The 13,504-nt window shown below is 48.3% G+C and carries 8 protein-coding genes; all 8 read left to right on the top strand.

What is annotated here, in order from left to right; translation table 11 throughout:
* Window positions 1-100: 100 nt before the first annotated feature.
* The 8 genes from H9Q79_RS13665 to ileS all read left to right on the top strand — a co-directional run bounded on the left by H9Q79_RS13665 (window position 101) and on the right by ileS (window position 13,502).
* A complete protein-coding gene (locus H9Q79_RS13665) occupies window positions 101-2,047 on the top strand; it encodes a hypothetical protein (protein ID WP_118644318.1) in 1,947 nt (648 codons plus the stop codon).
* A gap of 349 nt (window positions 2,048-2,396) precedes the next feature.
* Complete coding sequence (locus H9Q79_RS13660) at window positions 2,397-3,611, top strand: AfsR/SARP family transcriptional regulator (RefSeq protein WP_118644320.1); 1,215 nt, start codon at window positions 2,397-2,399, stop codon at window positions 3,609-3,611.
* Between the two features lie 128 nt (window positions 3,612-3,739).
* Complete coding sequence (locus H9Q79_RS13655) at window positions 3,740-4,258, top strand: RNA polymerase sigma factor (RefSeq protein WP_118644322.1); 519 nt, start codon at window positions 3,740-3,742, stop codon at window positions 4,256-4,258.
* Window positions 4,248-4,958 carry a hypothetical protein gene (locus H9Q79_RS13650; RefSeq protein WP_249328526.1) on the top strand — a complete coding sequence of 237 codons (711 nt, stop codon included), beginning with the start codon at window positions 4,248-4,250 and terminating at the stop codon, window positions 4,956-4,958. The genes H9Q79_RS13655 and H9Q79_RS13650 overlap by 11 nt, the downstream gene beginning before the upstream one ends.
* A gap of 75 nt (window positions 4,959-5,033) precedes the next feature.
* Complete coding sequence (locus H9Q79_RS13645; RefSeq protein WP_249328525.1) at window positions 5,034-7,487, top strand: transglutaminase domain-containing protein; 2,454 nt, start codon at window positions 5,034-5,036, stop codon at window positions 7,485-7,487.
* 28 nt (window positions 7,488-7,515) lie between these two features.
* On the top strand, window positions 7,516-8,976 hold the full coding sequence (locus tag H9Q79_RS13640) for a DUF6612 family protein (RefSeq protein ID WP_118644332.1): 1,461 nt from the start codon (window positions 7,516-7,518) through the stop codon (window positions 8,974-8,976).
* 107 nt (window positions 8,977-9,083) lie between these two features.
* A complete protein-coding gene (locus tag H9Q79_RS13635) occupies window positions 9,084-10,037 on the top strand; it encodes a 3'-5' exonuclease (protein WP_118644334.1) in 954 nt (317 codons plus the stop codon).
* A gap of 309 nt (window positions 10,038-10,346) precedes the next feature.
* Window positions 10,347-13,502: an isoleucine--tRNA ligase gene (gene ileS, locus H9Q79_RS13630; RefSeq protein WP_249328524.1), complete on the top strand. Its 3,156-nt coding sequence runs from the start codon at window positions 10,347-10,349 to the stop codon at window positions 13,500-13,502.
* Window positions 13,503-13,504 lie beyond the last annotated feature (2 nt).

The following is a 13,504-nucleotide window of genomic DNA, read 5'->3' as shown; positions in this document are numbered from 1 at the left end:
TTTTTCCCGCAGGGCATCCCGTAATGCAGGCTCCTGACGGGACGTGGGAACAGCTTGTACTGTTCCGCAAGGTTTAGATAGAAAGTTGGAGGTAATTATTATGAAGAAAAGGTTGCTGACTTTTTTAACGGCTATTGCACTGATAGCAGGATGCATCGCAGTACCGACTGTTGAAGCACAGGCCGCCACGGTTAATGTATATTCGGCAGTATCACCGGATCCGTCTTATCAGGTGTTTTACATCAGCACTGACGACTGGGCACATACAAGATATGACCTGTTCGACGGAACAACATGGACATATGACCAGAGGCTTAATTCTTCAAGCGGAGAGCTTCATCTGGATCCCAGGGTTGATTACGACATATATGTATATCAGGTAGATGACAGCGGGAATTACGTGGAAGGAACAGAAGTATCAGCCAGAAGTATGCTGGCTCATGATTATACAGTGAGCTATAACCTGTATGACGCTTCCGGAAATCTGGTAAAGACCACAACGGAAGAGACTGGCACAGTTGCGATAGATGATTCTTTTGTATTTACAGCGGACGAACAGATTGAAGAAGACGGTATGGAGTATGATCTGTCTTCTGCATACAGCCAGCTGCCCATATCTTATGGAACCGGCAGATATACCTTCGATTACAGCGCGTATAATCCGGCAGCTATTGAAGCCTGCGTTTATTATGTGGATGACAGGGGTAATGTACTGAAGACGAATCCTATCGCTCTGGAGTATTATGGGGGCAATGTTACTTTTAACGTAGAGAAAAACATCACAATAGACGGCAGAAGTTATACCAAGTTCAGCGGTCCTGACACTGTTACCCTGAATTATTTCAGCCCGGTTCTGGATTATGATATTGTATATGTGGAAGACGAACCGGCGGTTTCCTATCCATACACAGTGAAGATTAACTATACAGACAGTGCTACAGGAGCCGTTCTCGGCACCCAGTATGAGACAATCACTGCGGAGGACAGTTCTGTTGACGAAGTACAGCTTACGGTTCCTGGTTCCCTGGAGATCAGCAGTAACGGAAGTGTATTCTACTATCACGCAGATCAGACAGTTATCGGCCACGATCCGGAAGGAACTGTAAGAAGCTATGATGTTCCTTATTCCCTGTTTGATCAGCAGACGCCCTATTATTGGGATATCCGCCTGGTGGATTCCGCCAGCGGAAGCCTTCTTGATGAAACCCTCATTGAGATTCCGGTTGATGAAACAAGATCCTACACTCCGGAAGCACAGATAAACGTGAATGGAACGGACTATATACTGGACGGCGCAATGTCCGCTTCCTATGATCGTCATTATGATGATCCGAGCAGCCGGATTCTCTATGTGTACTATAACCAGGTAGGGACCGTTATTGATTCTGAACAGGTTGTAAATATTTCCTTCAGGAGTGTTTCAGACAATACAGTGCTTTTCAGCGAAGAAGTAACGGTACCGGCCGGATCAAACTACAGCAGAGAGATTCCGGATACCTATGATGCCAATGGTACCCAGTATGTGAAGCTGGCGGGACAGGATGAAGCTCTGGTTTACAACTACAATACTCCGCAGAGGGATCTGACAGCATATTACAGAGACGTCAATGATCTGCAGAACGTGGATACTGTCGTTACCCAGGAAGAGACCATCTATTATGATGTACCGGTAATAGAAGAAGAAACGGTATTAACTCCTGTTACGGTAATTACGAATCCTACGACAGGAGAGACACAGACCTATACACCGGCGGGAGAACTGGTTGATCAGACAACCACAACACCGACAGAAGAAATTGAAGATGAGCAGGTACCACAGGGAAATCAGGATCTGAATCAGAGCAAGAACAACAATAGAGACACTCAGGACAATGCAGGCACAGAAAACATTGATGATGAAGAAGTTCCAAAAGCAAATCAGGATCTTACAAGTAAATCAGGGGTGAATCCTTTCCTGATCGGTGGAATCAGTGTGGCCGCTGCTGCGGTTCTGGTTATCCTCTACATCCTGATCAGCAAGAAGAGAAAGGAAAACGGCAGAAAATAATGAAATGATAGTATCCGCATACTTCAGAGTATCCCGGATATCATGAGGTTGTAAAATAAGTCTTCAATTAGGAATCGTTGGTTCCGGCAAATGCCGGTTCTGGCGATTCCTTTTTTTAACATCTATACATTTTAACAGCCCCCTGTCAGCACATACTCACAAGGCACCCCGTAATATATGTGCTCCTAACGGGGCAGGGCATGTGCAACGGGATACTCTGTGGCAAGAGCAGATTAAAAAAATCAGGGTGGTTTGTAAAGAACAGTTATGATATAATAAGCGTTAAAGGAGAAACGTTCTGATCAGGCAATACTTCAACGGAATTAGACATAAATAGGAGAAACTGTAAATGAATAAAGATCAGAAATCAATGAATAGTCTGCAGATTCAGACTTTCGGCTATTTAAAGGTCTTCGGTTCAGAGGGGACGCTGGATGAGAAAGAAATACGCTCTGTTATGGTCAGCAAATTGCTCGTTTATATCATATTCCACAGAAAAAAAGCGCTGACGGTACAGGAGCTGTGTGAGGTGTTGTGGCAGGAGGGAGGGAGTGATAATCCTGCGGGCGCGCTGAAGAATCTGGTATACCGGCTGAGGATGTGCCTGAAGAAGATTTGGGGAGACTATGAATTTATAATTACCGGAAGAGGTACATACCAGTGGAACCCTGAAATCAATCTGGAAGTGGATGCGGAAGCTTTTGAATATTGGAAGAAAAAAGGAAATGCTGCTAAGGATGATAATGAAAAGATCTATTGCTTCCAGAAAGCCAGTGATTTGTTTAAGGGAGAATTCGTTCCTGTCTTGTCAGAGGAATACTGGATCACGTCTCAGGCGGCATATTATCATTCCTTATATTTGGCAATGGTCAAGGAGCTGGCGGGTCTCTTAGAGAAGGAACAACGGTATCAGGAGATGTCTGAGCTGTGTAACAAGGCTGTGACAGCCGATGAATTGGATGAAGAATTGCACATTTACTATATACGTGCGCTGTTGGGCGAACAGAAGCAGAATCTCGCGTTAGAGCATTACCATATGGCGGTCAGGGTCCTGTACGAAAAATTAGGTACGAGCCCGTCGAAAGAGCTTCGAGAAGCATATGATGAGCTTTTGAAGCAGACCAACGAGAAAGAATTGGATATTCTGGTCATACAGGAGAAGCTCCGGGAAGAAGAATCCGAACAGGGGGCGTTTTACTGCGAATTTGGTGTTTTTAAGAAAGTTTACGGGCTGGAGATCAGAAGAAGCAGAAGAATGGGGATTTCCATGTATCTGCTGTTGATCTCTCTGCATAACAGAGAAAAGACTGATCAGGAATCGGCTGAATATCTGCGGTCAATGAATAAAGCCATGGACAGGATGCAGGATGTGCTGATTCATTCTCTCCGTTCCGGCGATGTGGTTTCAAAATACAGCAGTTCGCAATTTATTGTGATGATTGAAACGTGTGCTTATGAAGTAGCGCAGTTGGTTGCTGGCCGGATAGAAAAGAATTTTTACGCTGACAGAAGGGGAAAAAGGCGGAAAGTTAAAATTCAATACAGTCTGAATGAGGTCTTTTAAGCGGAGACTGTCCCAGAAAGGCGGGAGGGACAGTCTTTTTATTACATAGAAAGGTGGTTCTGCGACTGCAACCTTTTGGCAGGCTGCGGACTGTTATAGGCAGAGGGGTTAGTTGAGGGAATGGACGGATGAGCTTACAGATTTTCAGAGGAGACAGAGAAGAAGGGCGGACGGCATACCGGCCGGATATAGAAATATTATTTCAACAATACTCGGATATGGTATATAAGATCGCCTGGAACCAGACTGGCAACTATCATGATGCAGAGGATGTGTTTCAGGATGTATTCGTTCAGTTAATTCGCTACCAGTCGTCGATCCGCTCAGAAGAACATGCCAGAGCCTGGCTGATCCGGGTCACCGTTAACCGGTGCCGGAAGCTCAGTGGATCGGCCTGGAACCGTCACAGGGCGGAATTAGACCCTAATCTCACCGCGCCGGAACGGGCAGATCCTGAGCTATGGGAGGAGGTGGCGAAGCTTCCGGATAAATACCGCCTGGTGATCCACCTCTTTTACTATGAGGGAATGAAGATACAGGAGATAGCGCGGATTCTGGAATGCAGTGACGGTACGGTGAAATCCCAGCTTTCCAGGGCGAGGGGTATGCTGAAGATAAGTTTGGAAGGAGGTGGGTATGTTGGGTGATAACCGTTACAGGAAGATGATGAAAGGCAGCGTTCCGGAGGAATTAAAGCTGCGGACCTGGCAGGCCATGCAGCAGGAGGCTTTACGGCAAAAAGCGGCGCAGCAAAAAGGGGCAGAGATTCCAGACGCCGTCCATAGAAGACGGATGCCCTTATCAGGCAAGTGGATCGGCATAATCGCTGCTGCGGCATGCGTTGTCCTGATTCTGGCAGTTACGCTGAACAGCAGATACGATGGAATTACCTACGGAGAAGGCCGGCCCGCCAGCATCGCCGATCGGCAGAACCTTTACTTTGGAGTGGGCATGCATCTGAAGCAGCCCTGGGAGAAGCAGCAGTTTGAAGAGTGGAGCGGTGAAAAACTGGAGCTTTCCGGTCTGCCGGAAGGGATTGAAGAGGTATCCTGGGAGGCCAGAGGCTACTATAAGAACAGGGAACTGTTGGCGGGAGCAGAGGCATCCATTGAATATGAAGGAAAAGATGGGGAAATTTATTCGCTCAGATATGTCAGCGGTCTGCCGGAAGGATTTGAAGCCAATACCCGGATCGGCGGCCGGAAAATATACGTCTATGAACTGGAGGAAGGTGGCTATGGCGCCGTTTTTCAGGGAACGGAGCAGGAGTTAACAGGAGAAATAACAGCCGGGAACACGAATAAAAGAGATTTTGAGAATGTTTTATATAAATTTTTTAATGAATGATGCAACCTTATGGGAGGTTAAGGACTGTTCTAATCAGAGATACATCAAAAGGACATGAAAAGGAGGGAGAAGACAATGAAGAAAAGATCATATATTATTACAGCACTTCTTGCTGTCTCCATGCTGGCCGCCGGGTGCAGCAGCTCCGCGGAAACTATTGTCTCTGGTTCAGGCACGGAGAGCGGAAGCGGGCGGTTGAACGTAGACAGTCAGCGGAGCGAAGATACAGAAGAGCTTGAGACTGCCGGAGTAACAACAAAGCAGCTGGCAGGTGAAGTAAAGCAGAAATACGCTTCAGAAGAAAAATATGAATATGCAGAGCCGCTGCTGGATATCCCAAGAGACCAGAGCTTTCAGTTTACCATTGGTTTCGACCCTGGTGAAAAGGGGATGACCAGCTTTGGGGAAATTATCAAGATCTGTGAAGAAAGCGATCTAACCCACACACTGCCATATATGGCGTCCTGGGATGAGGGATCAGAGAACACTTTTACAATCCGGCCGCCAAGGAACGGAGGGCTGCAGGTGAGCTCCTATGATATGGAGGATGCCCCTGGTTACGATTCGGAGAGCAGTTATCTCTTTGACAGAGGAGAAGGGATGGATTGGGGCAACAGAGGTACGCTGTACATGGTGCAGATGGTAGACCTGGAGACAGGAGAGCCCCTGGAAAAGCCGGTTGTTACCGTAATGACAGTGAAAGGGGAGCTGGATGCCCCGGATGTGACCCTTGACCAGACTGACGACGGAGTCGCCAGATTCCAGTGGGAGCCGGTAGAAGGAGCGGAGCAGTATTACATCATGGAAATGAGCCGCAGCGAGACAGGCAGCTTTATCCCGGGTACAGTGGTGGGAACTTCTGCCGATACCAGCTGGACGGCTCCTGCGGAGGATAACTGGGGAGATGTCTATGCGGCGAATACCCGTTTCAGGACCTTTTCTATTTCAGAAGATGACTGGCTGAACCAGCATATGGTGGAGGCATATAAAGACCAGTATGACCCGGCCGACGGTCCGGTCCGGGAGAACTCGGAATACATTAACTATTACGGGGTAGTAGCGGTGAACCAGCAAGGGACCTCTATGGTCAGCCAGATCTTCTGTGAAGATGACCTGGCGAAGCTGCTCCCGTATAACCTGGCTTATAATACGGAGAGAGGCAGCGAAGACGGGTATTCAGCCTATACGGCGACTCTTGATACAGCGCCCGCGTACCGGTGGATCACTCTATGCGACGGAAGGCTTTCCCAGAGGCTGATTCATTATAAAACGGACGAGGCGTCAGAGGCAGACGCCACGTATGCGGAAATGGACGATGACGGCAACATCATCAGCGCAGAACATCGGAATGTGCTGGAAATCCCTTATGTTGTGGATGGGACCCCTTTTTCAGGTTCTGTGAAAGTGGAAAACTATAAAAAAGGGACATGGAAGAAGGATATACAGGGCCTGGCAGAACGGCAGGAAAAGCTTCGGAGTAAGACTGGAAACGTGACTGCTGAAATTGAGCAGGATGAGGAAGACGAAGACAGTTCTGAAGCAGAGATGAAGGTGAAAGACGGCTATCAGGTGACTGCCAACAGCGCGCTCAGCGAATACCTGGCAATTAGTATGCTGAACGGTGTGCGGAAGATTGATCTTTCGGAATTTCCAGAAAGCTCTGATACAGTGATTCTGACAGACGCTTGGGAAGAAGCTTATTACCAGAATCCGCTGATTCTCGGAATTGACGGTATATATCTGTCCAGAGACGGCAAAAGCCTAAAGGTAAAATACCAGGAGGGCGGAGAAGAGCGCCGCAGGAAGCAGCAGGAGATCATAGATCAGGTGGAGACGGTCACCAGCCGGATCATCAGCAGCGGCATGTCGGATCTGGAGAAGGAACTGGCTATTAACAATTATCTCTGCGAGAATGGAACATACGATTACGATGCACTGGATAACGCTGAACAATATGGCTATCAGAGGGTCGATCCGGAATACAATGATGCGTTTACACCCTACGGGATTTTGATAGACGGGAAAGGGGTTTGCGCCAGCTATGCCGGTTCCTTCAAGCTTCTTGCAGATGCCGCCGGTCTTAAGAGCATTGTGACCACCGGATATCTGGACGGAAGTCTGTCACATGCCTGGAACCGGGTGGAGATAAGCGGTGCATGGCAGACGGTCGATGTGACCAATAACGACAATGATATGCTGTCCAATGCCCTTCTGAACATGCCGGATTATGCCGTGGCAAAGACCCTAATAGAGGATACCTCATACGTGATTGACAGCAGGCTGGGCGATTACCGGTCAGATCTGGAAAAGGATGAATATTACCATTTACAGAACCGGTTCTTTTCCATTGATGACATCGCGGATGAATTGACTGCCGAACTGGAGAAAAACGGAACTGCAGTGCTGCGGACAAATTATGACCTGGACGACAATGATTTTTATGAGATAGGAAACCAGGTCATAGAGAACACGCAGGATGAGGATTTAAAAGGATTTTACTGGATGGGAGTTATCTATCTGGAAAAATAAATAGAAATGAAAGAAGAGGAGAAATCATATGAAGAGAAGAGTTAAAGCCTGTCAGGCAGGGGCGCTGCTGCTGGGAGTAATGTGCATACTGCCATTCACCGGATGCGGCAAGGAAACACCCCAGAGTCTTGCGAAGAGCATGGCGGCAAACCTGGGAAAAGTGGAGTCCGTGGAAATGAGTGTAAAGCTGGATTTTTCAGCCGTCATAGACATGAGCGGCATTTCGGATGAGCTTGGAGAGATGGAAATGTCCATGGGCATGGATACTGATATGGAAACAACGCTGGACCCTGCGGCCGCATATGCAAAGGGGACTGTCAGCATGTCAATCATGGGCCAGGAAGAAACACAGGAAACAGAGTCTTATACCGTCATAGAAGATGGCGAGATGGTAACCTATACCCTGGCGAACGGCCAATGGATGAAATCTGTCAGTGAAGAGGCAGACAGCGATATGCTGAATCTCTCCCTCTATGAAGCCATCGCTGACGGGGATCTGGAGGTGGAAATGGATGAGGATTTTGCCAGCGTTAATGATAAAGACGCCTACGTGCTGCGCGTGAACCTGAGCGGCGACGATCTGAAAGATTTTATAGATACCTCCATGGACAGCACAGGAATGCTGGACGATGATGAAATTGACTGGGATGATATCAAAGCCAAATTAAAGGTATACGTATATAAAGATACCAAAATGCCTGCAAAAGTCAAACTGGACTGTAAAGACCTGGGAAGCGCCATGATGGATGCGTCCATGGGAAGCAGCGGAGGCGCCGTGGAAGTCAAAAAATTTGATCTGGAGCTGATATTCAATGATTACGACAGTGTAAAAAAAATAAAGGTACCGGATGAAGCAAAAGAAACTGCTACAGATGAAGATTACAACGGTATCCTCGATGGCCTGGACGATGAGGCGAATGATTTGAACGATGGCAAGAGCGGTACAGACGGTCAGCAGCCGGGAGACACCGGCAATACAGGCAGCGCTGAGGATGACGAGCTGAAACCCGATGCTGACGGAAATTATACCATTAATTCCGACGAAGGCGGACACGCCGCAGTAATCACCTTAATGGACGGCCAGGAATTCTCTTATGCGTCAGACGGCTACCTCTCATCCATGAGCACCGATTATTCCAAGCCCTCTGTGGACATCACCTACAATTTTGTAGAATATTACTCGTTGGATGAAATGGCGGAAGATGCGACAGACTGCAGCTGGATGGGCGATTACAAGGAATACGCCAACGTCACCCCCGGCCAGGTACAGGAGATGACTGTGAATGGGATGACAGTATACTGGGCGAAAAATACCTATGACTACGACAGCGGCTATGGCGCGACACATTTTGAAGAATACAAAGGCTGGGTACAGACGGGGGATATCCTCTTCTCCATAGAAGTAGAAACCTACGGCAGCGACGGTTCCCAGATGACAGTGAGTGAAAAAACACTGGAAGAAGCATTTCAGAAAGTGAAAGTAAGTTAAATTGTACTTGTTGTATGTCCCGCAGAAATATTGTATACTATAAAAGTAGCAGGTATGTGTTCTATACCCTGCCACACAGTCTTACTATCTGACGGGAACAATACGGTATGAATTATATTGTGTTTGATCTGGAATGGAATCAGTGCCCCTATGGCAAGAACCGGGAGGTTAAGACTCTTCCTTTTGAGATCATTGAAATCGGCGCAATAAAACTGAATAAAGACAGAGAATATGTGGACCGGTTTCATAAAATCATCAAACCTGTGGTCTATCCGAAGCTTCACTTCAGAACGAAGGAGATTGTCCATCTGGATCAGGATGCGCTGGAGAAGGGGGCTCTTTTTCCAGATGCGCTCAGAGAATTCCTGTCATGGGCGGGGCCGGAGTCACAGTTTTGCACCTGGGGAACGATTGACCTGGTGGAGCTGCAGCGGAATATGAAATATTACGGGCTGCTTTCTCTGCTGAAGGGACCGCTTCATTATAATGACGTCCAGAAGCTGTTCGCTGTCAGCTATGAGGATATGAGAAGCCGGCGTTCTCTGGAGTACGGCATTGATTTTTTGAAGCTGGAGAAGGACCTGGATTTCCACAGGGCGCTTTCAGATGCCTGGTATACGGCGGAGATCTTCCAGAAGATTGATATGGACGTCGTGCTGGCCTATGATTCCATCGATGTCTATCAGAATCCGAAGACTAAGAAGGAAGAGATACACGCGGTGTATAACGGATATTCCAAATTTATCTCCAGAGAATTTAACACCAAGGAAGAGGCCATGGCGGACAGGGAGGTTCTGGCGACCCATTGCTGCCTCTGCGGTAAGAGCGCCAGGAAGAAGCTGCGCTGGTTCTCTGTTAATTCAAAGAACTATTATTGCATCGCCATCTGCCCGGTTCACGGCTACATTAAGGGTAAGGCCCGGATGAAGCGGACAGACGAGGGGAAAGTCTACGTGGTCAAGACCATAAAGGTGAGCAGTGAGATGGAAGCGGAGGAAATCCGCGGAAAAAAAGATGAGCTGCGGGAAAAACGCCGGAAAAAACGCCATGAAATGACTTGACAATTGCTGAAAATTATACGTATAATGATACCAACTTGAGTAAAAACAATGACGGAGACAGTATGCTGTTCGCGAAAGGCAAAGCGATCCGGTGAGGGTGAGAGACCGGAGCGAATAGGAGCAGCAGAAGATCACTCCTGAGTTGCCAGCTGAAATTACGGAAGACAGGACTTCCCAAGAGTAGGCGCGGCCGCAGGTCCGGCGTTATAAGGACAGCATATGACAGTATGTAACAGGTGGTCAGCGAATGAATGTACGGCATTCGTCCTATTACGGGACGAGTGCCGTTCGTAGTATAAGGAGGAAATTATGTACCAGAAAGTAGACACGAACCTGAACTTTGTAGAAAGGGAAAAGAAAACCGAAAAGTTCTGGGAAGAACATCAGATTTTTGAAAAGAGCATGAAGGAACGGGAAGGCAGTCCGATGTATACATTTTATGACGGTCCTCCGACCGCCAATGGGAAACCCCATATCGGCCATGTGCTGACCCGCGTCATCAAAGACATGATTCCGAGATACCGCACCATGAAGGGCTATGAGGTGCCGAGAAAGGCCGGCTGGGATACCCATGGACTTCCCGTGGAGCTGGAGGTGGAGAAGAAGCTGGGGCTCAACGGCAAAGAGCAGATCGAGGAATACGGCATGGAGCCGTTCATCAGGCAATGCAAGGAGAGTGTCTGGAAATATAAAGGCATGTGGGAGGATTTTTCCAATACGGTCGGATTCTGGGCCGATATGGAGCATCCCTATGTCACCTATGAGAATAGCTTTATTGAATCCGAATGGTGGGCGCTGAAGAAGATCTGGGAAAAAGGCCTGCTCTACAAGGGTTTTAAAATTGTGCCCTACTGTCCGCGCTGCGGGACTCCGCTGTCCTCACAGGAGGTTGCTCAGGGCTATAAGACAGTGAAGGAACGCTCGGCGATCGTGCGGTTTAAGGTAGTCGGGGAAGACGCTTATTTCCTAGCATGGACTACGACTCCCTGGACGCTGCCCTCTAACCTGGCATTGTGTGTAAACCCCGGAGAGACCTATTGTAAGGTAAAGGCGGCTGACGGCTACACCTATTATATGGCAGAAGCGCTGCTGGACCAGGTACTGGGTAAACTGACTGAGGAAGAAGATCAGAAGCCTTACGAGGTTCTGGAAAAATATAAGGGCACCGATCTGGAATACAGAGAATATGAGCCGCTCTTTGCCTGTGCGGGAGAGGCTGCCGCGAAGCAGAAGAAAAAAGCTTTTTTTGTGACGTGTGACAACTATGTCACCATGACAGACGGTACCGGAATTGTTCATATAGCCCCGGCATTTGGTGAAGACGACAGCCGGGTGGGAAGGGATTACGGCCTGCCCTTCGTTCAGTTTGTTGACGGACAGGGGAATATGACAGAAGAGACACCCTATGGGGGCATCTTTGTGAAGAAGGCAGATCCCCTGGTGCTGGCCGACCTGGATCAGGAAGGCAAGCTATTTGACGCGCCGAAATTTGAGCATGAGTATCCCCACTGCTGGAGATGTGACACGCCGCTGATCTACTATGCCCGTGAATCCTGGTTCATCAAAATGACGGCTGTAAAAGAGGATCTGATCCGGAATAACAATACGATTAACTGGATTCCGGAAAGCATCGGCAAAGGCCGGTTCGGGGACTGGCTGGAGAATGTCCAGGACTGGGGCATTTCCCGGAACCGTTACTGGGGAACACCCCTAAATATCTGGATCTGTGAAGACTGCGGTCACATGCATTCCATTGGCAGCATTGAGGAACTGAAATCCATGTCCGGTAACTGTCCGGATGATATTGAGCTGCACCGTCCGTATATCGACGCAGTGACCATCAAATGCCCGGAATGCGGCAAGCTAATGCATCGTGTGCCGGAGGTCATTGACTGCTGGTTTGACTCAGGCTCCATGCCTTTCGCGCAGCATCATTATCCCTTTGAAAATAAAGAGCTTTTTGAGAAGCAGTTCCCGGCTCAGTTTATTTCTGAAGCCGTGGATCAGACAAGGGGCTGGTTCTACTCCCTGCTGGCGATATCTACTCTGCTTTTTAATAAAGCGCCTTATGAAAACGTAATTGTGCTGGGCCATGTGCAGGATGAAAACGGCCAGAAGATGAGCAAATCCAAGGGGAACGCGGTAGATCCATTTGACGCGCTGGAGACCTATGGGGCCGATGCGATCCGCTGGTATTTCTATGTGAACAGTGCGCCCTGGCTGCCCAACCGTTTTCACGGGAAAGCCGTAACAGAGTATTCCCGCAAGTTTATGGGTACGCTTTGGAATACCTATGCATTCTTCGTATTGTACGCCAACATTGACCAGTTTGATCCGACGCACTATCAGTTGGATTATGCAAAACTTTCCGTTATGGATAAATGGCTGCTTTCCCGGCTGTATTCCACGATCCGTGAGGCAGACAGCGATCTGTCTAATTACAAGATCCCTGAGACTGCCAGAGCGCTGGAGGCTTTCGTGGACGACATGAGCAACTGGTACGTGCGTCGCAGCAGGGAGCGTTTCTGGGCTAAAGGGATGGAACAGGACAAAATTAATGCTTATATGACGCTGTACACTGCTCTGGTGGAGTTTTGCAAAGCGGCCGCACCGATGATTCCGTTTATGACAGAGGATATTTATCAGAATCTGGTGAAGACGGTGGATCAGTCTGCCCCGGAGAGTATTCATCTGTGCGATTATCCCAAGGTGGAGGAAGGGTGGATCGATAAACAGCTGGAAGAGGATATGGGACATCTGCTGGAGATCGTCGTCATGGGCCGTGCCTGCAGGAATGCGGCCAACATCAAGAACCGCCAGCCTATCTCCAGAATGTATGTGAAGAGCAGCTTCTCTCTGTCCGAATTTTATAAGACGATTATTGAAGACGAACTGAACATAAAGGCAGTCGAATTTACAGACAGCATCAGTGAATTTATTACCTACACCTTCAAGCCCCAGCTGAAGACCGTAGGTCCGAAATTCGGAAAGCTGGTAGGGGCGGTCCGGAATGCGCTGGGGAATGTTAACGGAAATGCAGCGATGGACCAAATCCGTGCAAACGGGCAGTTGAAGCTGGACATCAACGGAGAGGAAATTATATTATCTGAAGAGGATCTGTTGATTGAGTCTGCCCAGAAGGAAGGCTATGTCACTGAATCTGACCAGGCGATCACCGTGATTCTGGATACAAATCTGACTCCGGAACTGATTGAAGAAGGCTTTGTCCGTGAGATCATCAGCAAAATCCAGACCATGCGTAAGGAAGCAGGGTTTGAAGTGATGGACAGAATTCATGTATTTGCAAAAGGAAATGAGACGATTTCCAGAATCCTGACTGAACACGGCGACGAGATCCGCTCTGAGGTACTTGCTGATCAGATTGTGCTGGGCGAGACCAGGGGCTACGAGAAAGAATGGAATATCAATTCCGAAAAGGTAACCATGGCGGTAGAAAAAGTTTAAGC

Origin of the sequence: Wansuia hejianensis (assembly GCF_014337215.1) — a bacterium.
GTDB lineage: Bacteria > Bacillota > Clostridia > Lachnospirales > Lachnospiraceae > Scatomonas > Scatomonas hejianensis.
This window is presented reverse-complemented; position numbering and strand designations above follow the sequence as displayed.